Source organism: Flexithrix dorotheae DSM 6795 (assembly GCF_000379765.1).
GTDB lineage: Bacteria > Bacteroidota > Bacteroidia > Cytophagales > Flammeovirgaceae > Flexithrix > Flexithrix dorotheae.
The window spans coordinates 224,513-248,399 of sequence record NZ_KB903443.1 but is presented as its reverse complement, the minus strand read 5'-3'; the positions used below and the strand labels follow the sequence as shown (position 1 = coordinate 248,399).

Genomic DNA, 23,887 nt, shown 5'->3' with positions numbered 1-23,887 from the left:
AGTCGCATAGCATTTATATAAAGTAAGGTAAGTGATAAGCTCTATTCATTTCCCAATTTCATTACCTTTGAATTTCAATAACAACACTCATAAAAATTCAAAGTATGCAATTACAAACAACTTCATTAAAATTTAAAATTACACTTCCATTTCTTTTCCTATTATTAGCTTCAAACGTGCTTTTGGCGCAGGAAATATCATTAGATGCTGTTTCCTGGAATACTAAAACCGTAGCCAACGGACTTGTCTGGAAACAGGCTCATACTACCGTTTTTAATGCTCCGCAAAATATTAATATTTTAGAAATAAACCTTAATAAAAGGGAATTGACCGTGGTATATGACCCTACTAAAAACCAACCGACAAGCGAATTGGCCTCAAAGTCAAATGCATTGGCTGCAATAAATGCAGGGTTTTTCGATATCAAAAACGGTGGTGCAGTAGGTTACCTGAAAATTGATGGAAAATTACCGTCCACTGATTCTACCAAATGGAAAAAATCTGAAATTTTAAATGGTGCATTATTCATCATGAAAAATGGAAAGGTGGATGTGAGTAAAATCGGAAATTACGAGTCCTATACTTCCAATCCCAAAATGGATGATGTATTGGTAACAGGGTGTTTGTTGATGGAAAATGGGGAAAATGCTATTCTTCCGGAAAATGCCTTTTCAAATAACAGACATCCCAGAACTTGTCTGGGTATTGTCAACAAGCATAAAGTTTTGCTGATTACAGTGGATGGTCGGGCTGAAGAAGCCGCAGGAATGTCATTGCCTGAATTAACTGCCCTTTTAAATTCATTGGGATGTAAAGAAGCCATCAATCTGGATGGTGGAGGCTCTACCACCATGTGGGTTTCCTCAGCATCTTCAGGAGTAGTGAATAAACCTTCAGACAATAAAAAATTCGACCACCAGGGGGAAAGAAGTGTGGCGAATATTTTGGTGGTGAGGTAAAATTTAAAATTTGGCAGGCTTATCGGGATTTGCAATCCCGAAGTTCTATCGCAGGATTTATAATCCGACTTTTGTAATCGGATTTACAAATCCTGCGATAATGATTCGACTTTACAACAGTCGAATAGGGAAAGGTATTATTCATACCGCTTGCTTCGCCCCCTTTATCAACAACCAGAAGGCAAATGACAATTCTCCGATAACGGCAAATCCTAACAATACCATGGCTAGCATTTCAAAAATTTCGTTTCCGGGCAAGGTGAATTTTCCTATGCTTTCAGTGGTATATCCGAAGCTTCCGATGATTAATAAAATACCTAAAATTTTGGGGTAAAACCCGGATTTAAAAACCAAAAATCCAAGGAGAGCCAAGTGAATTCCAAAAAATAAACCCCAGATTAAAACTACAAATTGATGAGCTTCCAAAAATAACAAAGCCAGAGCCTGCAATTGATCTGAATGAAAAACCTCTAAATAGGTCGGGTTGTCTAATAGAGCCATTGGAATGAGGTAATTAAGCAAATTGACACCCATAATTACAGCCATAGCAAACCTGCTTAAAAGTGCCATAAGGGCTATTTTTGGGTGAACTTTTTTTAATATGAAATAAAGGATGACGGTAAGCATGATTTCCAGTAAAATCACCAGAATATCGGCTGCAAAACCCACTCTGAAAATTCCGGAATAGGTCTGTAGATTTTGTGCAGTAGTTACTGCATCTCCGGTAGCGATAATGAGATTAGGAAGATATCCCATACTAAAGCCGCTAAATATCGCAATTAGCAAATAGAGAACTCCGGCAATTCTGGAGTCCATCTGCTTGGGAATTGTGGAAAAATTCATTTTTATGGATTTAAGGTTGGTTAATTTTGGGAATGGATATCAAGTACGATGTTGCCTTTTTTACGGCCGGTGTCCACATATTCATGGGCCGAAACAATTTCCTCTAAAGAATATGATTTGTCAATTACCGTAGTTAGTTTTCCGTTTTCCAAAAGCTTCTGCAGTTCTGATAACATGATTTTTAATTCCGGAATTGATTTTAATCCTGTGGCATCAAACTTTGCTTTTTTGCCCTTTTTGGGGCTGACCAGCATTTGGAAAAGCAATTGAAGGTTGAGTACCGGTGAAATATAAATACCATCGTTGTTCAGTATGTTTTTACAATTCGGAAATGAACTTTTTCCTACTGTATCGTAAACAATATCGTATTGCTGATTGGATTTTGTATAATCTTCTTTGGTGTAATCAATTACCTGATCTGCGCCCAGTGCCTTCACTAAAGCCTTATTAGAAGTGCTGCAAACTCCGGTAACTTTTGCTCCAAAATGTTTAGCCAATTGTACAGCAGCAGTTCCCAAACTTCCAGAGGCGCCAATGATCAATACATGTTGACCTTTTTCAATTTTAGCCAGTTCTTTTAGAAAATTAATCGAAGTTAAAGCCCCATCACAGACTGGTGCGGCTTCCTTGTGGGATATGTTTTTAGGTTTCCTGGCCACAAGTCCATCTTCGGGTATACATACGTATTCTGCATTTGTACCTACACTTAAAACTATCTCTCCAAATACTTCATCTCCTTCCAGAAATTGTTTAACATCCTCTCCCAGTGATTCTACCACCCCGGAAAATCCTGTTCCTGGTACTGGGTTTTTGGGTTTCATTAATCCAAGGAATAACCTGCCAAAATATGGACTTCCTTTCCGGATCATTGTATCTGCAGCAGTGACCGAAGCAGCATGCACTTTAACCAGGATTTCATTGGGCTTGGGAACTGGTTTATTTACTTCTCTGAGCTGAAGAACATGAGGGGAACCATATTTTGAGCAAAAAACTGATTTCATTTTTAAACCTTTATAGTTTGTCATATTTTCCTTTGGTTGTGATACTAATATGATTCAAAGGTAGGAGGGACAAAGGGGTAAAGCGTTCGCGATTATAAATCCGAACAAATTGAGAATGGACGAATAGGAAGAAAGGGAAAGGTTTTAAAAGTTGAGCCGTATTTGTCTCAGCAAGGTCTTCCTCAGAGACTTTGCGTCAATCAAGCTTCAAAGACGCAGGTTTGCGAAAATGCAGACTCTACAGAGACTTAACTTTATCTGAATTTTAGAATCACCATAAAGGAAATTTTGTGATTTTCTGCAAGGCTGGCATTACAATCGCCTATTTTACCCATCCATGTTATAAACAAGGATAATGAATATTGAATTAAAAAACAGATTATTTTTTCTCTTGAAGCTTTAGATATTGTTTAGGAGTTAGCCCGGTTTCTTTTTTGAAATAGGTATTGAAAACAGTTTTGGAATTGAAACCGCTTTCGTAGGCCAGTCCAATCAGTGTGATGTGGTTTTTTTCCGGGTCCTGAGACAATGCCTTAAATTTTTCCACCCGATAATAATTAATAAATTCACTAAAGTTTTTACCCAGGCTTTCATTGAGCAACCATGAGAGTTGGTTTGGATGGAGATTAATTTGCCGTGCTAAACTTCGTAATGACAAATTAGGATCAAGGTAGGGTTCATGCTCTTTGATATGTGAAATTAACCGTTCGGAATATTCATGAGTGGTTCTCTTATCCAGTAAAGGTTTTTTGGTTCCTTTTTTTTCCCTGGGGAAGTTTTCACCAAAAATCAGACCCTGGAAGTGTTGATACCTCGGATCATTTTTTATGGGATCGACCATCGGGTCTGCAAAATGAAAAAGAAGAAAGGAAGCCTTATTTTCCAAAGCCTCTTTAATCCATTCAAAAGCCTTGTCAAAATTGCTGGTAATCCCATACATTAGAAATAAAAAGGATTGTTCCCTAAAGCCTTCTGGCTTTGCTGCTTTTTGCAATAATATTTCAAGGTATTTTTTTGTATTTGCTGCGTCTTTTTTAAAAGCATAAGCCAATGCCGTTATTCCTAATTTATCTCCCTGAACAACGATTTCCTCAGGCACTTTTTCATAATAATGAAGTGCTTCATCGTATTGACCAAGCTTTAATAAACAATAACATTTTATGGAATGTGCAGGAATATTTTTTTCATTCTGAGCCAGACATTTATCCAAAAGTTCCAGGGATTTTTCATAATCTTCTGTCATGTAATGAAAATAGGCATTAAAAAATAGGGTCTCTGGGGATAGAGGGTCAATACCCAGCGCAATTTCCAGCTGTTTTTCTGCTGCGTCCTTTTTCCCTGCAATAATGTATAAAAATGAAAGAAACTGACGGGCATCCACATAATTGGATTTTAATTCCAAAACTTGTAAAGTCAGTTTTAAAGCGGCGGCATAATCACATAAAATAAAAAAGGAATAATTAGCCAACTGATACAATCCACCGGGTAATTCCGGATTTATATTCAAAGCCCTGTTGGTAAGGTCATAGGATTTGCTCCAGGCTTCTTCAAGAGGTAAAAAACCAGTAGTAGCCATAAAACTGTAACAATCGGCAGCGCCTACCAATGAGGCGGTATGGTTGGGGTCTAGTTCCAGCGCTTTTTCATAAAGTGGAATGGCGATTTGTACATCTTCAGCATTCCATTTATTAAAATGAAATTTGGCTTTTAGGGATAATTCGTATGCGTCAAAATTTTCCGTCTGTTTTTCAACCAGATGGTTCTGAATCTCAAAATGGCCGAATTGTTCCCGAAGTTTATCGGCAATGGCAAGGCTTATTTCATCCTGAATTTCAAAAATATTTTCCAGTTTCCTGTCCCATGTTTCCGACCAGAAGTGGAAATCATCTTCCGCCTGAATCAATTGGGCGGTAATCCTGATCATCTTTCCTGCAATTCGCACACTTCCTTCCAAAATGGTGGATACATTCAGTTCCTTGCCAATCTGGGTAATGGGAAAATTCTTGTTTTTAAAAAAGAAAGAGGAGGTACGAGAAGTAACTTTCAGTTGCTTAATTTTTGCCAGTGCATTGATAATTTCTTCGGTAATGCCGTCACAGAAAAATTCATTTTCCTGACTGGCACTCATATTGGCAAAGGGCAAAACGGCAATGGTTTTTCCACTTTGTTGCTGCTTCCCTTTTAGCTGGGAATTTTTGGGGATTTTTATGCCATCATTGCTAATGGCGAAAACTTCTATTGGGGCAGATACATTTTTGAATTCGAAATTTCCCAGAGCAATGGTAGTAATTGAAGGCTGATTTTTTAGTTCTTCGTTTACTTTTCCTGAAATAAGTATGGAGCCAGAAATACCCATACTTTCAATTCGTGAAGCAACATTTACCCCGTCCCCATAAACTTCAGTTTCGCTGTAAATAATGTCTCCTAGGTGTAGTCCTATTCGCAAGGGAATACCATTAATATCATCGGCCTGCAATAACTGCTGAATGGCAATGGCGCAATTTGTAGCTTCAATGGCACTTTTAAATACACTTAAAGTACCATCTCCATAATACTGAATGATTTTTCCATGGTGTAATTCATGTTGTTTTTGGAAGACTGACCGGTGTTTTTTCCGCACCCTTAGAGCTCTGGATTCATCCTGCTGCATAATGGCCGTATATCCCACAATATCGGTAAACATTACAGCTGCAAGTTGACGCGTTTTTTTATCTTCCATAGCTTTTAGGCAACAAAGCGTTTCTTTTTTTCAAAAATAAAACCATCAATCCCTCTAAAAAAATAGAGGAAAATGAATGATGGTTAAAAATAGTGAAATTATGGAAAGGGGAGAACTATGGAAGGAGAATTTAGATTTACAATTTTGAAAGCCCAATGGAGCTTCGGTTATGATTTATTTCCTCAATACTCAGGCTTATTCTTTCAGGATAAATTTTTCTACCATCCGGATAATTAACCGGATGCATTCCATATTGCTGTTTTCTTCCAATACGCACATAAATTTCATCAATCAGAAAGGCATAAATTTCCGGGGAAATAAGTTGATCTTTAAAGGCAGAATGTATAAATGGAAGACTGAATGCCTTAAACTTCAGGTTAGAGCTGTGATCGATTACTAGCCAAATCGCTTCATGAGATTTTTTACTTAAATTACAGCTATTATTCCATCCTACTTCCTGTAGGATATAGGAAATTATTTTTTCATTATAAGGATCATTTTTACTCATTTTTTTTCTGTAAAAATCCTTTTGTTGTGCAGTTAATTTTAACCCGGAATGCAATTTACCCCTATAATATTGATCTCTTTGATACACCTGCTCCAATTCTGAATTCAGCTTATTACAATCTGTAAAATCTGTAGAGAGCAAACGAATCATTAAAGTATCTGCTTCAAATTTAAGATCGAAGGAAGTATGAACAGGCGCTTGATTACCATCTTTACAAGAAATTGTTAACCAAAGGCTTAGAATAAAAATGAATGGTGATTTCATGCTTTCTTTTTTTTTTGAAATAAGATAAGGGTAATATCTTGTTTTTACAAATATTATTATAGGTAAGTACCTTTGATAGTGATAGCTTTTTTCTTTTGGATTAATCTCGGGTCTACTAAAATCCTACAATAAGTACCAAAGTTCTACTCTAGGTGACAAATTATAAGATTGTTATTTCCGGCTAACCACTTGCCTGCTTTCACATCTTGAATATTTGTTTTAGCTTTAAGATAATTTACCTGAATTAAAACAATGGAAAATACATTTCGAATTGGCGTTTACAGAAGGTTTGATACGGACCTGGTTCCAACCGGTAATGATGGCGAAAAAGAACTGGCATTGCACCTGAAAAGGAAAAAGGCTTTACATGAAGTTTTGGATAACGAAAATAATGTAAAAGTTTCGGATTGGGGCACTACTGATGATACTAGTCCATATGAATATGTGGAAATTTTGCTTGGAATTGCGGGTTCAGCTACTTTTAATTATGTCATTGTTCCCGGGATTAAATTTATTGCAGAAAAATTTGCCGAAAAAGTAATTGAAGAATCTGCTACAGAATTTGTAAAGTGGATGGTCTCCAAAATGAGGCCTAAACAGAAAGCCAAAGAAGTGCTTGATTTTAGAATAGATTTACCTGATGGTACTTCTGTTTCCATCGACCCTCCTGATAGAAATGCGACTATTTCCATTACTTTTAAAGATGGCTCTGTGGAGTCCGTGAATTACCAAACTTAAACTTGAAATTACTAAACTCAATCGAACTGCTAATGCACTTAAATTTTTATGCCTTTTTACTGCTGGCCTCTCTTTTAATAAGTTGTGCAAGGGAGACTGCCGAACAGGTTAAAGTAAAACCCAATATTTTATTAATAGTGGCTGATGATATGGGATATGGTGATTTGGGATGTTACGAAGGTTTTTCCAACACCCCTAACCTCAATAAACTGGCAAAAAATGGTATTCAATTTACTGATTTTTATGCAGCTGCTCCAAATTGTTCTCCTTCCAGAACGGGTTTGCTTACGGGGAAAAGTCCTGCAATTGTAGGGATGTACAATTACCGTCCGCCAGGCCATCCTATTCATTTAAGAGATGAGGAAGTTACCATAGCTGAAGTGTTGAAAAATCAGGGATATCGCACAGCTCATATTGGAAAATGGCATTTGGGATGTTTGCCTCAGGATACTTTATTAAATCATCCGCAACCTATAGATCAGGGTTTTGATTATTCTTTAGGAACTGAAAATAATGCACAACCCTCTCATCTCAATCCGGTAAATTTTGTACGCAATGGGGAAAGGCTTCCTGAACAGCAAGGGTATTCCTGTCAGATATTAGCCGATGAGGCTGTAAGTTGGTTTGAAAATTATCGAAAAGACGAAGATCCTTTTTTTATGTACCTGGCCTTTCATGAACCACATGCGAAAGTTGCTTCACCTCCGGAATTGGTAGAAAAATATGGGGATTTCCCTCAAAAAGATGCAGAATACCTGGCAAATATTGAAAATCTGGATTTGGCTGTGGGTAGGGTAATAAGCTATCTTACTGATCACCAGTTGCTTGAAAATACCATCGTGATATTTAGTTCTGATAATGGTTCTTACAGGCAAGCCTCTAATGGAGACTTGAGAGCGGTAAAAAGTTATGTTTATGATGGCGGAATACGGGTTCCCGGAATTTTTCACTGGTCGGGCTTTTCGGCTAAAGGTTTGATTAGTGAAGCCGCTGGCTTTGTGGATATAATGCCCACTCTTTGCGATATTTTACAAATCTCACCTTTTGAAGATGGAGAGCTGGACGGCACAAGTATTTTAGGTTTGCTGAATGGAAAAGCGTTCGAGCGGGAGAATCCCTTATTTTGGTATTTTTACAGAACCTCCCCGGAAATTGCTGTAAGAATGGATCAGGTAATGGTGCTTGGTAAAGATCAGGATACTATTCCAAAAGCTCATCGCTTTTCCAAACCTGATATGGCATATATTAAGGAAATGGAATTACTTGATTATGAATTATATGATCTAGCCAATGATCAGGGACAAGATCAAAATATCATTTCATCCCACCCAAATTCAGCTTTTTACAAACAGGTAGTAAACGAAAAGCTAAAGGAAATCCAAAGCAAAGGATATCACTGGGACAAACTTCCTGAGCCCGAAGGTACACTGAAGGTGAAAACGGATTGGGTGAAGTATAAAAGAGTTTCCCAGGATAATTAATGTTGTTTCTATGGAGGAGGGAGATTATTTCCGGTGACTAAAAATTACTTGGAGATTGATATTAAAATCCTGGAAAATAAGGGATATCAAAAGGTTTATCTGAAGAAAAAACAGGTATTGACAAAAAAGGTGAAGTTTTCTGCCAATACCTGTGCTTCCTGTTTATTTATTGGATTATTCATATATAATTTTCTCTTTTAATATTTCCTGTTTGGTAATGATGTTAATGAGGTAGATTCCTTTTCTCAAATTAAAATTATTTAAATCTAATTTAAAGATGCTACCAGATAATTGATTGGGATTTGTGGCGAATACTACTTCTCCGGAAAGTTTTGTTAATTGAATCGATAAAACATTTTCCGCTGAGGGTAAGCCAGTTAAATTAATTTCACCATTGGTAGGGTTGGGATATACCAAAAGGGTGGATAAAATACTTTGGTTAAAATGTACACATATGATTTCTGAGAAAAATGTTCCCCCATCCAAATCAGTGTGTTTTAGTCTGTAATAGTTTAAAGGACTGCCCGGATTTGCATCAATTACATTGTATTTTACTAATTCGTGGCTATTCCCTTTTCCTGCTACCATATTTAAAGTCTCCCAGTTTTTTCCATCAAAAGACCTTTCTATAGTAAAATAATCATTATTAATTTCCTGGGTAGTAGCCCACTCAATTTCAATATTATCCTTATTCTTAAATCCTTTGAAGTACAGCAATTCTATAGGGAGCACAAATATTCCTGAACCGGAAAAAGGACAAATGTCACATCCCGTTATAACAATGGTCGAACAAATCTGGTTATCTCTGTCTGCTCCGTTAAATTCCTGAATTTTTGAACTATTCCCATTCTGTAAATCTAAAGTATCCGACCCGCAAAGTAGTGAGTTCGGGCCATCCAGGTAAATATCATCTGCTGTCTCGGCATCCATATCAATATTGGTTTCACTTGATCCGGAAAGTATAAAATCATCCGATACAGAAAAATTGGTAGCCGATGATTCAATGTTTAAGATCCCGGTAGTAAAAAAATCTCCATCAATATTTAAATCCCCTGAAACGATTACTGTTCCGGTAATCATTGCGGCTAAATTATCTGTAGTTAAGCTTCCATTTACAGTAATATTTCCAGTATGTAAATAGGTGTTACTGTTATTTCCATTTACATTGGTACTGACTCCATAATCCTTTGGCTTGGTAGAGTAATGTGTATTAATTGTAACTGTATGTCCTGCAGAAATAGTTACATTATCCAAGGAGTCTGGAAAAGTGACTCCAATGGTTGATGTACATCCTCCTCCAAAGCCCCAGGTTTCGCAATCTTCCCAATCACCAGTTTGAGAGGAAGTAAATTGCCCAAAGAGGTTGAAGGCAACTCCACAAAATAAAGACAGGCTAATAATTATTCTGGATAGTATTCTTTTTTTCATAGCGGTTTTATTTCTGATGTAAGGATTTAACGGAAAGTGTGATTTTATTTATATATTTTCCGGCCTATGGATTTAGTTAATGTGATTCAATAAGCGTTAATACTTTCTTAATATGGCGGTTTTTCAATCAAATTTTCTGGAATAATTGAGCTTTTCATCCTTTTTGTACAGGGCCTGAGCTGGAGTAAGAATTCAGAATTATGGAAAGTTTAAGCATTAAAATGTGATGAATTTTAAAATTTCTAGGATTTTTCTAATGATAAATAAGGTTTAGTTACATTTGTTAAATCTTGTTTAAACTCTGTTATCATTGTGATTGATCCCACACTCAAATCAGAGGAAAAAATATAGGGAAATTGAGATTATGTTCAGAAAGGGAATAAAGATTTTACCTTTATTTAAAATTGAGCCTTCATTTTGGGTGAATAATTTTCCCGGGTTAAATTGGAGTTTTAAAAAACTATGAAGAGACTGAAATGCAAAAAAGAATAAAAAACTACCTACTCCTTATCTTATTAATTACATCTGGTTTTTGCGCATATGGCCAGGAAAAGGAAATCTTTTTGTTTTCTTTTTTTAAGGGAAATGGCGAAGATGGATTACATCTGGCAGCTAGTGAAGATGGCTATAATTGGAAAGCCCTTAATCATAATGAATCGTTATTAACCCCTTTGGTTGGTGGAGATAAATTAATGCGTGATCCGTGTATTATTCGTGGAGCGGATGGAAAATTCCATATGGTATGGACTGTCAGCTGGAATGAAAAAGGAATTGGTTATGCTAACTCTGAGGATTTAATTAACTGGTCCGAACAGCAATATATCCCGGTAATGGAGCATGAATCCGGAGCCAGAAATTGTTGGGCTCCTGAACTTTTTTATGATGAAGCGTCTGCGCAATACATGATATATTGGGCTACTACCATTCCCGGTAGATTTCCTGAAACGGACTCGCTGGGAGATACCAAATACAACCACAGAATGTATTATACCCTCACCAAAGATTTTAAGGAATTTACGAAAGCAGCACTTTTGTATGAAAAGGGATTCAATGTAATTGATGCTACCATTGTTAAAGAAGGCTCTAACTATATTATGTTTTTGAAGAATGAGACTTTATCCCCTAAACCAGAAAAGAACATTCGAATAGCCACCAGCCGATATTTTAATCAAAATTATTCTGAAGCTTCTACAGCTATCAGTCCGGACTGGGTAGAAGGTCCAACAGTTACAAAAGTTGGGGGTAATTGGGTGGTGTATTTCGATAAGTATACCAAACACAGAATGGGAGCTATCACTTCATCGGATTTAAAAAACTGGGAAGAAATCACTGAAAAAATTCACTTTCCGGAAGGCACCCGGCATGGCACTGTATTTAAGGTGAAAAAGAAGGAGTATAAAAAACTACTGAAGCAACTTGGAGATAAATAAGGCATTTCCAGAAACAGGTTGAATTTTTTAACTGGACTTTAAAGGGAGGGTATTAGGAAAATCTACAAGGTAAACAATTAAAAGTTAGGTAGCTACAGCACCCAGAAGCATTTTGAAGTGGCTATTTGCTATGAACCCCACCTTTCTCTGGTTGCACCTTCGGGTTTGTTGAATTGTGCTGAATTCAGGAAAGAATCTGTTTTAAAAAGAGGAAAGGAACAAGGGGGGCTTTTTGCTTTTTATTAGAGTAGTTTACAATTTTTGTAATACTAGAGAGTGCAAACCGCTTTCCTACAAAATTTCCCAATGATTTAGATTATATCTCCCTTTTTAGTATATTTAATTTCCTAATTGTGTAAATATGAAGATTTCCCAAGATTTAATTTTCCAGATTTCGAAAAAAAATGATTCAAAAGCATTTCATTTTTTTTATGATTTTTATTTTGATGAATTATTTCAATTTGCACTTTCTTATGTCAAAGAATCTGTAGTCGCAGAAGAAATTGTTTCGGACGTTTTTATTAAAATTTGGCAAAATAGAATTCAACTTTTGGAGATCAAAAATATCAAAGCCTATTTATATACTTCCATTAAGCATCAATCGCTAACCAAAATCAGGTTATCCTTAAGGAATAGAAATACTGATTCTATAGATGAGTTCAGTAATTTGGATTTTGCAGTTGAAAATTACACACCGGAATATGAAGTATTGCTTACCGAACTATATAAAATTTTGGATGAAGCCATAGAATCTCTCCCCATTAAAACCAGACAATCTTTTCATTTGATTCGACAAGATCAACTGTCTTATAAAGAAGTGGCCCGTATTTTAGATATTTCCGTGAGTGGCGTTGAAAAAAATGTAGCAAGAGCCACTAAACTATTGATAGAGGTTTTGGATGATTATCTTGAGAAAAACAAGGATAAAAAGGGGAAAGTAAAAATTATAAAATTAGCTTCTTTTATCCTCATGACCGTAATGCTCCAAAAATTTTAAATTATTTTAAACCTGAGGTGAGGATTTGGATTTTTAGGTAGTCTATATAATTGAAAGCCTAAAAAATTCAATGAATCGAATAGAAAATATCATATCAAAATACCTTTCCGGAAAAGAGTTAAATCCTGAAGAATTAATTGAATTAGAGGACTGGAAAAATTTGTCTGAGAAAAATTCACAGATTTATAATACCATTTCGGGTTATTGGAGGAAAAATCATTATCGGCATAACGAAGTTAAAGACAGGGTTTGGGATACTATAAAAAAAGGAGTAGAGGGAGAAAATAAAAGAGATTATAACAAAGTGAAAAATGCCAAATCCAGAGGCGTTTCTATGTTTTCTCAAACCTGGGTAAAGTATGCCGCAGCAGTTTCCATATTGTTACTTTCAACTTTAATATTATACTTCAATTACAAGCCAGCAAACGAGATTATTAGTGATAATCTTGCGGTTAGAAGTCTTATTGAAAAGAATGTCCCAAATGGCCAGAAAATTACCCTAAAACTTGCGGATGGCAGTTCAGTGAAGGTTAATTCTGCAAGTACACTTTTGATCCCGGAGAGATTTGAAGGGACTCAGCGGGTGGTTAGTCTGGAAGGAGAAGCATTTTTTAAGGTTACCGAAAATAAAAGACGACCATTTATAATCAAAACCGGAAAGGTAGAAACTTTAGTAGTGGGTACTTCCTTTAATATTTCCTCTTATCAGGATCAAAATTATATAGAAGTAGCTGTTGAAGAGGGAATTGTGGAGGTTTCTAATACAGAAAAAGCAGGCGAAACCCATAAGATTACATTAATTGAAGGAGAGAAAGGGATTTTTTTGAAGGAATCAGGAGAATTTATTAAAAGGGAAATAGAAGAGGGCGATTTTGCATGGAAGGATGATATTATATTTTTCAATAAGGTGGGGTTTGAGGAGATGGTTGAGGTCCTGGAGCGATGGTATGGGTTAAAGTTTGTGGTGAAAAGAAATGTGGTTTTTGAAAAAGGAATTTCAGGAAATTTCAAGAGAGAGAATATCAAAAACGTATTGGAAAGCTTATCCTATTCAGGTGGGTTCAAATATAGAATCACCAAAAATAAGGTGGTCATTTATTAAGAGAATAAATTTAACATGTAATTATAAACTAACGAAAAAATGATACGCGAAGACAGTAGCTAGAAATGCAAGAAAATTAATTGTAACTAGCCTTTTGATGTGGCTTTGGACTTTGGTAGAGACCCCCCCACATCAAAAGAGAGAGTTACACGCCATCAGGAATCAATTATTATTCACTAAAAGCAATGTAAAAATATGAAATGGAATTTATTACCACAAATTATCAGTATGTCAAAATATGCATTATTTGGAATATTTGTGCAGGCATTATTATGCAGCATATTGTTAGCAGAACCGTCCCATGCTCAAAAAACCCTTGATGAGGTTTATCTTTCTATCAATTTAAAATCCGCAGAAGTTAAAGAAATTTTTGCAGTGATTGAAGAAAAGACTGATTTCAAGTTTACCTATCAGGAAGCTGAAATAGAAAAAAACACGCTAAGTATTTCCTTTACAAACGGTTCTTTAGGGGATATCCTAAGATACGTTTCTGAAAATACAAAATTTGCTTTTAAAAGAATCAATCAAAACATCAATGTCACCAAAAAACGTAAGCGGAAAAGCGCTGGATTAATTGAAATTGTACAACCAAATCAGCACATAGTTTCCGGAAAGGTGGTATCTTCAGAAGATGGTGAACCATTGCCAGGGGTGAGTATACTCATCAAAGGCACAACAAAAGGAACGAACACCAATATTGATGGTGAGTTCTCCTTAAATGTAAACAAGGGTGATCATTTACAATTTAGTTTCATAGGATATAAATCCCATGAGGTGGAAATTATTAACCAGACAGTTATTGATGTGTCTCTGGATTTGGACCTTGAACAATTAGAAGAAATAGTAGTGGTTGGGTATGGAACTGTCAGAAAGGGGGATATTACTGGTGCCATTTCTTCAGTTTCCACTAAAGATATTCAGGAATTACCTGTTACCAATGCCGGTCAAGCTCTCCAGGGAAGAGCGACAGGGGTTGTGGCTTTATCCAATGGAAACAGGCCGGGAGATGGTGTAACCATCAGAATTAGGGGAAGAAGATCGCTCACTGCGACTAACGAACCTCTGTTTGTGGTTGATGGAATTCCCTTTCAGGGCAATATAAATTCCATTAATCCCAAGGACATTAAATCCATGGAAATTTTAAAAGATGCCTCTGCCACAGCGATTTACGGTTCGCGGGGTGCCAACGGTGTGATCCTGGTTACTACCAATCGTGGGGGGGAAATGAATACTACGGTATCTTACAATGCCCACTATGGGGTGGTTTCTGTTATTGGTTTACCAGATATGATGAACGGCCCCCAGTATACCCGATTGAAGGAAGTGGGTGGACGGGCATTTACTGCCGCTGAATTAGAGGCCATTGACAGAGGGGTTTCCACAGACTGGCTGGATCTAGTAGTTGATGATGGTCATCAACAAAACCACCAGCTTAGTGTGATTGGGGGAAGTACTAAAACCGGATTTGCAGTTTCAGCCAATTACTTTAATGAGCAGGGAGTGCTTAGCATTCAGAATTACGACCGCTATACATTCAGGGTAAATCTGGATCATCAAGTTTCGAAAAAGCTGAAAATCGGTACCTCTACACAAATTTCCAATGAAATACAGAATTTGCCTTCCAATCCGTATGGAGGGGCGCTCAATATTTCGCCTCTTGCTGAACCTTATGATGCCAATGGGGAATTGATCTATCGGCCGGGTGCCGATCCATTATTATGGAATCCCTTAGCCGATTTTGACCCTAAAAATGTGGAAGACAACAGAAAAACACTTCGGCTTTTTAGTAATATTTTTGGAGAGTACGAATTTGTGAAAGGCCTCAACTATCGTATGAATTTTGGAACTGATTTGAGAGAATATCGCAGAGGGCTATTTCAGGGGACAAACTCTTCTGCCCGCCAAGGAGGCGATGCCAGGGTATATAAGGAACACGAACGTGAATATGTCTATACCTTTGAAAATATCCTGACCTATAGCAAAAAGTTTAGTAATATCCATGATTTGAAATTTACAGGTCTTTATTCCATTCAGGAGTCAAATTTTGAGGAGACTATTGTAGATGCCAACCTCATCCCGTATGAACACCAGAAATACCACAATATTGGCACGGCTGAAGCTATCCAGAACTACGATAGCGACTTGAGAGAGTGGGGAATCACCTCTGTGATGGCAAGGGTTAATTATGGTCTCAAAAACAGGTATTTATTGACTTTAACCGGTCGGTGGGATGGATCATCCAGACTGGCGGAAGGGAACAAATGGGGATTCTTTCCTTCTGCAGCCCTAATGTGGCGTATTAAAGATGAAGGGTTTATGGCCAATCAGGGATTATTTAATGATTTGCGTCTAAGGAGTAGCTATGGAATTGTAGGAAACACCGGGATAGATCCTTACCAAACTCGTGGATCCCTGAGTCGTACAACCTATTCATTTGGGTCTAATTCAGCATACGGATATTCTCCAGGGGCAATATCGAATCCCGATTTAAGATGGGAATCTTCTGCTACATTTAATATAGGCCTTGATTTTGGAATTTTTGGAGACCGTTTATCGGGTAGCTTGGAATATTACCAAACCAGTACCACAGATTTATTATTGGAAAGACAAATCCCCATAACCAGTGGTTTTAATTCAGTATTGGAAAATGTTGGAGAAACAAAAAACAAAGGTTGGGAGGTTGCTTTAACTTATCAAAATGCAGGTTTAAAAGATTTTTTATGGTCTACCACTCTTAATCTTTTTGGGAACAAAGAAGAGATTATAGATTTATATGGCACTGGTGTGGATGATATTGGTAATCAATGGTTCATCGGCCATCCATTAACCGTTTGGTATGACTATGAAAAGCTGGGAATTTGGCAAACTGAAGAAAGTGATGCAGCTGATGTGTATAAACAGGTACCCGGACAGATCAAGGTAAAAGATCAAAATGAGGATGGGATAATTAACCAGGATGACCGTGTAATTTTAGGATCAAATATTCCAACGGTAACCCTGGGATGGTCAAGTAGATTTGAATTCAAAGGGGTTGATTTTTCCTGGCTTGTGTTGGGTGTAATGGGACATACCATCTATAATAATTTTGAAGTGGGTAATGCTACTTTACAAGGTCGTTACAATAATTTGAATATCGACTTTTGGACTGAGGACAATCCTACTAATAATCATCCAAAACCAGATGGCAGCAGAGAAAGTCCAATTTACGCTTCCTCCAGAGGATATTATAAAGGAAATTTTGTTAAAATTAAAAACCTTCAATTGGGATATACGCTACCACAAGACCTGACAGCTAAAATTGGAATTAATCGGTTGAGAGTGTATTTGAATGCTAATACCCCGGTAATATGGTCGAGACTTGAAAACAACCTGGATCCGGAAGTGTACGATGGGGAGGTTGAAGGGTTTGAGCCAAGTACCAAAATGTACTCCCTGGGTGTTAATGTAGATTTTTAAAAAAATAAAGGACAAAATGAAAATGAAATTTTTAAAACATATATATCTTGTTGTACTGGTTTTATTTTTAAGTACAACTGGTTGCGAATCCGTACTGGATGAAACCATAATCTCTGGTGTTACCGCTGAATATTTGAATACTCCGGAAGGATTTATAGCTGGGGTTAATGCTTCTTATAAACCTCTACGTGATTATTATGGGGATGAAGATGGCTGCGAAATTTCCATTTTTGGTACTGATGAGTTTACCAATGGAGGTCATGGAGGGGCTCATGATGTCAATCAATACCGGGCGGGATTAAATGCTGAATCCAATACCTTCTGGGATCCCTGGAATAAATTTTACCAGGCCATCAATGCATGTAATGCGGTAATTACCCGTGGACCTGAAGTAGATCTTCCACAAGAAGAAAAAGATGCGATGATAGCAGAAGTACGTTTTTTAAGGGCTCACTATTATTTTTTACTTGTTCGGTATTTTGGCCCTGTAACCCTTACTTTGGAAGAAACGACTGGGGTTGAGACTGAGGCTACCCGTACTCCTGAAAATGAAGTTTATTCGGCCATTATTGAAGATCTCAATTATGCGATAAGCATGTTACCAGAATCTCAGTCAGAATTTGGGAGAGCCACCAAATGGGCTGCCCAACATATGCTTTCCATGGTTTATTTAACGAGAGCTTATACCAGCTTTGCCGAATCGGATGACTTTAATCAGGCTGCTACTTTGGCCATTGATATAATTAATAGTTCAGATCGGGCTTTATTGGATGATTTTCTAAATGTGTTTAATATGGCAGATGCCAATGGGAATTTAAGCCATACTAATGAACAGAATTCAGAAGTGATATTCTCTGTGCAATATAGTGAAGATCCTCTTACAAATGGAGAGGGAAACAGAAATCACCTTTATTTCCGACCATGGTATGAAGTTTACAATAATGGTTTAGATCGTGCACTTGGCCATGGCTATGGCAGGCCATGGATTAGATTTCGTCCAACTCAGTGGGCTATGGATAATTTTCGTCCTTTGAATGTTGATTCCAGGTTTGAAAAAACTTTCCAGACAGTTTGGCTTTACAACACGGATCGGGACATCCCTGAAGGTGCACAGGTGGGTGATACAGCCATTTGGATCAATACAAATGACCTTACCCAACAAGAGGTAGATGCCATTACCAACCGCCTTCCCGGAGTAGCCCTTTTTGGATTACACAGTAATGATATTGATGAACCATGGTCATGGTCATTACCCGATAACATCAATATTTTTCCATCACCTGTGAAAGTAGATGATAACCTCAGGCCTTCCTTAAATTATACAAATGGTTCGCGGGATCATATTGTATATCGATTAGCCGAAACCTATTTGATTGCGGCTGAAGCTCTTTTAGGAAGGGATGGAGATGGAAGTGCTGCTGTGCCATACATTAATGCTGTTCGTAGAAGAGCAGCATATGAGGGCATGGAAGCAGCCATGGAAGTAACCGCATCCGACATTACACTGGATTTTATCCTGGATGAAAGATCTCGTGAATTATATGCGGAACAAAAAAGATGGCTGGATTTGACCAGAACTGGAAAACTATTAGACCGTGTAAAAGCATTTAATCCTGATGCTGCACCCAATATTCAGGAGTTTCACACTTTGAGGCCAATTCCTGCTAATCAGCTTATTCGAACGTCAAATGATTATGGACAAAACCCAGGGTATTAAAAGGTAAGGCAAGAAAATAGTATACATGTTTTAGGGCAGTTTTAATGGGGTTACCTTATATTATTTATAATGGTAACTCCATTTTTTTATACTTTAATTCAATGAGGTATTCCTGCAAAGTTTTAGAATTCGGCATAATTATCTTGCCCGCAGTCCACCCATAATGACGGTTCACTGGCATTCGAATTTGGGAATTTTTCTCCACCAAAACCCCACTAAGGAATTGAAGGTGATTTTGTCCGGCCAGTATCATGATCCATTTTTGAGAAGGACCATGTCAAAACATTTTTTGGACCCTAAAGCTTTGAAAACCCTTGTTCCGAATGGTGTAGGGGGGAGAAGTTTCTACATTTCGAATACCTAAAAATTAGAAGACAGATGGTTTGAAAAGTGAGTTGATAATTGGATTAATTGATACCTGACCTAAATTTGAATGTAAACAGATTGGGACATATGAATTGAAAAAATAATTGCACTCCAAACCGGATGGCGAACTATACTTTTTAAGCTTTTGCCAAATCTTTTAGGCCTTTTTTATCCTAAGATTAGGCATTATTCACTCAAAAAGAAATCCCGGTTTGGAGTGCTGGTGATTATTCTTCACCTAAATGTTTTTTGTAAAATTTCCAGGCTTCTCTGGCTACATCTCTGCCCAATTCCAATCCGGCTATATTATCTGATTGGATATGGTAACCGCCCAATACTCTGGAAATACCTGCCATTTCAGCGGTTTCAGTAAAGGTTGGGAATTTTAATGTAATCGTATCACCTAAATTATCAGGCTCAGTCATGGCACCTGCTACCAGAGTAGCTTCTGAGCCAAAGGTGTCGCTTCCTGTCCAGATTTTTAATGCTTCTGCACAACCACCACTGATAGTACTATGACCTGAAGTATAACTTGGAAATGGAGGACATAAGAATGTTTCAGGTGAATACGGTCTCCACTGTGTACCATCCATTTCTATCATACCTTTTCCTTCACCGCCCCATGCTTTTATTTTTTGATCTTCATAATACTTGTGTACCAAAGCATAAGGCCTGGCATAATCATAATACATTTTTGAATCCCATGAAGCAATAAAGGCATCCATTGCTACTACCTGATTATAAAAATACATTTTCACATCCTGGTCAAGGGTATGATTATCCCTTACAGACACATCCTGCGCAAATTTCAACCAGTGGCCAGCCTGCTGAACCGATTGTGGACCATCCCGCATAAATTCAACCAGGGCCTTTTGGTAATCAGTCAGATTGGCTTGAAGTTCAATTACTTCCTGAACTTCTTTTTCTAATTGCTCAGAACCTATTTTTGGCGGAGGTCCAGGGCGAAACTGGTCTCCGGATTTCAGGGAAACCGGTTTTACTTTATCCCAAAAGGGAGTCAGGCAGCCCGGGGCAAACTTTCCCCCTTTGCCATCAGAAAAATATTTAGGTTGCCAACGGTTTGGATCTACGTTTTGATCTGGTGAATTTACAGGTTCATAACCCACATAATTAAAATAAGGCTTTCCGTTTGAGCCTTTTTCTTCTCCATATTGATTTGAACCATCACCTTTTCTTGCCTCAATTACAGCTTTGGCTGCCAGATTTCCAATACCTTCAGGAGTTGTGGGATCCATGGATTCATTATTTGGATCGAGGCCCAATTCTTTCATAAAATTGGAAAACATTTCCTTGTCTGAATAATAATATTCATTCATTGCTCTAAATGCCGCATAACTTATGGCTATCTCCTTGTTTTTTAAGGAATGCTCTTCAGCGGGTCTCCTTGCAACTCCATCCATATATACAGGTGTTGCTTTTTCATCATACCTGGACCAGGCATCGAAAACCGAAACGAATATTAAAGCAATAAATCGGGAGGTAATGGTAGGTCTTGGCCTAAATTTATCAGTATCATTTGCAGTAGCTTTGATCACCATTGCTCCCCATTTGTAAGCCACATTTTCCACCCCTTTTGGTTCGGGAGGTGCTTGTCCCTTTTTATTGCTGTTCAGGTTACAGCCAATTAAAATTGAAGTTATTAAAAATACTAAAATACTTTTTTTCATTTTTTTAATTTTAGTTAGACGATATTTTTCCGTTATTTTTTGTCCGTGATACAACTTTAATTCAGCACCAGTGCTCCACATCGCGTACTATATATTTCCGAGAAAAAGTAATTTCTCTATCAGTCTTTTATGGCAAAATCATACACGATTAATTTTGAATTAAGTACTAGTACTATTTTATAATGAGCATTCTCATCTCATTATCAAAAAGTTGTGGCGCAAATTGGATATATTTAATTCTGCTCAGCTACTTACTACTTATTAGAGATCATTCAGGTTTTTCAAGTGATTAATCTTTTCATTTGGCATATTGTGTTTACCTCCAAACCTGAAAAAGAAATTAAAATTGATGAGGTAATCAGCAAATGCAGCATCTCCATGCACATACACCCCGGTGCTTTCTGTAAGTTCTTTGTCCTGATAACTTTGTGTACGGTTCCTGGAAACGGCAAGGGGTACACTCAGGTTAACAGTAAATTTTTGTTTGGCATAAGTGATCCCCGGTTCTACGGAAAGTACATATCCCGGCCTTCGGTAACCTGCACTTCCTCCCACCAAATCACTAGAAGGGATACCTTCTAACCGGCCTCCAAGATAAGCGCTAAGTCCTTCCATTTTGGTATTATAAAAGGTTCCCAGGCGCAAGGCATATTGGTCCGGACAGGAAAACTCACTTCTGCCATTTCTGGTCAGTATGCCATTCGTCTCCTGAAAATTCATTAGATAGAATAAATTTACACTCATAGTCAGAGAATGAGATAATACATGATAACCCTGCATATCAAGGGTAATACCAGTGCCTCCATCTCCGGGTTGAATAGACTGATCTACTACTGCAATTCTATCTTCATTTCTTTCAGGTCCCTGATTATAAAAAAGATCGGTATAATCATATTTCCCGGTTGGTAATTTCACTCCCAAACCAATTGCATAGTTGTAGTTAATTACTTTCTTAGGGTTAAACAACCAATAACCAACCCCCAGTCGAATATCTGACAAACCGTGGGAAGAAGTTTCGTGACGTTCTCCCAATCCTCTTGGCGGATTTCCTCCATGCTCATACATAGAAGATCTATTATGGTAAACAAAAGGGACTACAAGATTTCCATAAAACCGGTCGGAAATTCCGTAGTTTAAAAACAGGTCTAAAAAATAAGAATGGTTAATCACCTCAGTGCCATCTTCAACCCTATTTACTTCTTCTTCATGGCCCCTAAAATGGCGAAATGATTTAAAATACCGGAATCCTGTCCCTGCAATAAATTCCCCCTTGGTTAGGGTACTATTATAGTATTCGCCCAAACCAACACCACAGGAGGATGCACCCCGTATGGCTACGCAACCCTGGGCATTTCCTTCATGGAAATGAAACGTTGCAAGGAAAAATAAGGTGAAAATAGTAAAGTTTCGCATAAGCATTTTTGTTTTGAGTGATAAGAAATTAAAAAGGAGGGTTAACCTATAACAATTTGCAAATAGAATGGATTATAGGGGTTGAAAAATGGATTTTGCTGGAGGAAGGATTTGATTTTATTATTCATTTTCATTTGTTTTTAGTTAGTAATTTTGTCAAAATTTGATACCAATGTAGAAAGGAATGAAATTAGTTACAATTGAGTTAGGAGGGTAAAATGTGAGTGCCCCAATATAATTGATGAACGATTCCTTTGGCTTGATGAAAATTTTTAAAAGATTATAGCTATTGCCGGAATAGAAGGATACAGGCTCCTGATCAGATCCATTCATAAGAGGAGGATGACGTGCTGTGTAAGTCTAAATGCTTTAAGGAATTTAGCCGAATAAAATAGCAGAGGAGCTGGGATGCAATTCCGGATAAATGAAAGGTATGCCTTGTTGTACCATTGAAAAAAGGAGAACCACAACCATAGTGATTTGACTTAGGTTGTGGCTGCTGATTTTAAGGATAGCCTCTATTTCATTATCTGATTCATTAAAAGATTGGAAACGATCAATATCCCAATTAAAATTAAAAGAAATACGAGGATGAAGATAGAATCCTTATGATTTAAATGGGCAATAAAAGCGGTTAATAGGAATAACCCCACCCCGGCATAAGCCCATTCTTTTACTTGAGGGGATGCCAATGGTATAAGTAAAATTCCTGCTGCGAGAAGTTTTAATACCGCTAATTCTACTCTGAAAAAATCCGGAAAACCCAATGCTTTTATACCCGCTATCGTGTTTTTACTAAACAGGTAAGTATAGGCACTCCAAAAAAGAAAAGCAGCTGTTATTCCCGTGGAAATCCAATATAAGATTTTCATTATTTTTATAAAAAGCTATCCTTAATTTGTTGTACCAATTTTGTTCCATCGGGGTCGGCTTGCGTTTTTAGCCCACAAAAATCTTCAGCCCATTTAGAAGTACGGACACGCAAGGGTGGATTTTCATTTTTTGCCACCTGAAGAACCACTTCAGCTACTTCTATCCCTGTCTGATAAACTTGTTCCTGGCTTTCATTTGCTCTTTTCTGGATTCCTGCCATGTACTTTTCAAAGACAGGCTCATATTCACCTGTGGCCAGTTTTCCATCTACAGCGGTTTTTCCAATGGCAGATGTCATAAATTCTGTGGCTATACCTCCCGGCTCAATATTGGTAATTTTGATGTTGAAAGCATCGCCTACGTAGGTGGCAAGACCTTCCATAAAGCCTTCTACAGCAAATTTAGCCCCACAATACAATTCATTAAAAGGCTGACCAACTAATCCTCCAACAGAAGTAATATTGATTATCTGACCTGATTTTTGTTTTCTCATGTAGGGCAAAACAACCTGGGTACAAAATACCACTCCATGGTAATTTACTTCAGTAACCCATCTGATTTCTTCCTCAGATGCCAGTTCGGTAGTTTTGGCGAATCCCGCTCCTGCATTGTTGATTAAAACATCTATTTTTCCTTCCTTTTCAATAATAATTTTTACAGCCGATTGAATAGAGTTAAGGTCTGTGACATCCAGTTCCAGAATTTCGATATCTAAATTGTCTTTTTCAATAGCTTCTTTTAAGGCATTTGCTTTGGCTGTATTCCGCATAGAGGCATATACTTTATACCCGTTTTTGGCCAATAGAATTGCACTTTCATATCCTACACCTGTTGAAGTTCCTGTAATTAAAACATTTTTATTCATAAGTATAATTTTATTGGAATGAATGTTCATTCCATTTCA

The 23,887-nt window shown here is 37.3% G+C and carries 17 protein-coding genes; 8 read left to right on the top strand and 9 right to left on the bottom strand.

Annotation, left to right across the window (positions count from 1 at the left end; all coding sequences use genetic code 11):
• Positions 1-104: 104 nt before the first annotated feature.
• Positions 105-959, top strand: coding sequence for a phosphodiester glycosidase family protein (locus tag A3EM_RS0116590; protein WP_020529354.1), 855 nt, complete (start codon positions 105-107; stop codon positions 957-959).
• Between the two features lie 141 nt (positions 960-1,100).
• Here A3EM_RS0116590 and A3EM_RS0116585 read toward each other — a convergent pair whose 3' ends face one another.
• The 4 genes from A3EM_RS0116585 to A3EM_RS0116570 all read right to left on the bottom strand — a co-directional run bounded on the left by A3EM_RS0116585 (position 1,101) and on the right by A3EM_RS0116570 (position 6,294).
• Positions 1,101-1,802, bottom strand: a complete 702-nt coding sequence (locus A3EM_RS0116585) for a DUF4386 domain-containing protein (RefSeq protein WP_020529353.1) — start codon at positions 1,800-1,802, stop codon at positions 1,101-1,103.
• 20 nt (positions 1,803-1,822) lie between these two features.
• Entirely contained in the window at positions 1,823-2,803 is a 981-nt protein-coding gene (locus A3EM_RS0116580) for an NAD(P)-dependent alcohol dehydrogenase (RefSeq protein WP_044238795.1), read from the bottom strand.
• A 379-nt stretch (positions 2,804-3,182) separates the two neighbouring features.
• The gene (locus A3EM_RS0116575) at positions 3,183-5,522 is read right to left on the bottom strand and encodes a tetratricopeptide repeat protein (protein WP_020529351.1); all 2,340 of its coding nucleotides are present in this window, start codon (positions 5,520-5,522) and stop codon (positions 3,183-3,185) included.
• A 136-nt stretch (positions 5,523-5,658) separates the two neighbouring features.
• Entirely contained in the window at positions 5,659-6,294 is a 636-nt protein-coding gene (locus tag A3EM_RS0116570) for a hypothetical protein (protein ID WP_020529350.1), read from the bottom strand.
• A gap of 252 nt (positions 6,295-6,546) precedes the next feature.
• Between A3EM_RS0116570 and A3EM_RS0116565 the strand changes: the two genes are divergently transcribed.
• Positions 6,547-7,032, top strand: a complete 486-nt coding sequence (locus A3EM_RS0116565) for a hypothetical protein (RefSeq protein WP_020529349.1) — start codon at positions 6,547-6,549, stop codon at positions 7,030-7,032.
• Between the two features lie 32 nt (positions 7,033-7,064).
• The gene (locus tag A3EM_RS42655; RefSeq protein WP_020529348.1) at positions 7,065-8,513 is read left to right on the top strand and encodes a sulfatase-like hydrolase/transferase; all 1,449 of its coding nucleotides are present in this window, start codon (positions 7,065-7,067) and stop codon (positions 8,511-8,513) included.
• A gap of 174 nt (positions 8,514-8,687) precedes the next feature.
• Here A3EM_RS42655 and A3EM_RS0116550 read toward each other — a convergent pair whose 3' ends face one another.
• Positions 8,688-9,941, bottom strand: a complete 1,254-nt coding sequence (locus tag A3EM_RS0116550) for a T9SS type A sorting domain-containing protein (RefSeq protein ID WP_020529346.1) — start codon at positions 9,939-9,941, stop codon at positions 8,688-8,690.
• Between the two features lie 476 nt (positions 9,942-10,417).
• Here A3EM_RS0116550 and A3EM_RS0116540 point away from each other — a divergent pair, with 476 nt between their 5' ends.
• The 5 genes from A3EM_RS0116540 (at position 10,418) to A3EM_RS0116515 (ending at position 18,643) form a co-directional block, all read left to right on the top strand.
• Positions 10,418-11,371, top strand: a complete 954-nt coding sequence (locus tag A3EM_RS0116540) for a glycoside hydrolase family 43 protein (protein WP_020529344.1) — start codon at positions 10,418-10,420, stop codon at positions 11,369-11,371.
• Positions 11,372-11,732: 361 nt separating this feature from the next.
• Positions 11,733-12,368, top strand: coding sequence for an RNA polymerase sigma factor (locus A3EM_RS42650; protein ID WP_020529342.1), 636 nt, complete (start codon positions 11,733-11,735; stop codon positions 12,366-12,368).
• 70 nt (positions 12,369-12,438) lie between these two features.
• Entirely contained in the window at positions 12,439-13,470 is a 1,032-nt protein-coding gene (locus tag A3EM_RS0116525; protein WP_020529341.1) for a FecR family protein, read from the top strand.
• A gap of 195 nt (positions 13,471-13,665) precedes the next feature.
• Complete coding sequence (locus A3EM_RS0116520) at positions 13,666-16,926, top strand: SusC/RagA family TonB-linked outer membrane protein (RefSeq protein ID WP_083925249.1); 3,261 nt, start codon at positions 13,666-13,668, stop codon at positions 16,924-16,926.
• 22 nt (positions 16,927-16,948) lie between these two features.
• Positions 16,949-18,643, top strand: a complete 1,695-nt coding sequence (locus A3EM_RS0116515) for a RagB/SusD family nutrient uptake outer membrane protein (protein ID WP_169513373.1) — start codon at positions 16,949-16,951, stop codon at positions 18,641-18,643.
• A gap of 593 nt (positions 18,644-19,236) precedes the next feature.
• Here A3EM_RS0116515 and A3EM_RS0116505 read toward each other — a convergent pair.
• The 4 genes from A3EM_RS0116505 to A3EM_RS0116480 all read right to left on the bottom strand — a co-directional run bounded on the left by A3EM_RS0116505 (position 19,237) and on the right by A3EM_RS0116480 (position 23,848).
• Positions 19,237-20,697, bottom strand: coding sequence for a vanadium-dependent haloperoxidase (locus A3EM_RS0116505; RefSeq protein WP_044238788.1), 1,461 nt, complete (start codon positions 20,695-20,697; stop codon positions 19,237-19,239).
• Between the two features lie 261 nt (positions 20,698-20,958).
• Entirely contained in the window at positions 20,959-22,110 is a 1,152-nt protein-coding gene (locus A3EM_RS0116500) for a transporter (RefSeq protein WP_044238786.1), read from the bottom strand.
• A 518-nt stretch (positions 22,111-22,628) separates the two neighbouring features.
• Positions 22,629-22,982, bottom strand: a complete 354-nt coding sequence (locus A3EM_RS0116485) for a DoxX family protein (protein WP_020529333.1) — start codon at positions 22,980-22,982, stop codon at positions 22,629-22,631.
• 5 nt (positions 22,983-22,987) lie between these two features.
• Positions 22,988-23,848 carry an SDR family oxidoreductase gene (locus A3EM_RS0116480; protein WP_026210344.1) on the bottom strand — a complete coding sequence of 287 codons (861 nt, stop codon included), beginning with the start codon at positions 23,846-23,848 and terminating at the stop codon, positions 22,988-22,990.
• Between the last annotated feature and the right edge of the window lie 39 nt (positions 23,849-23,887).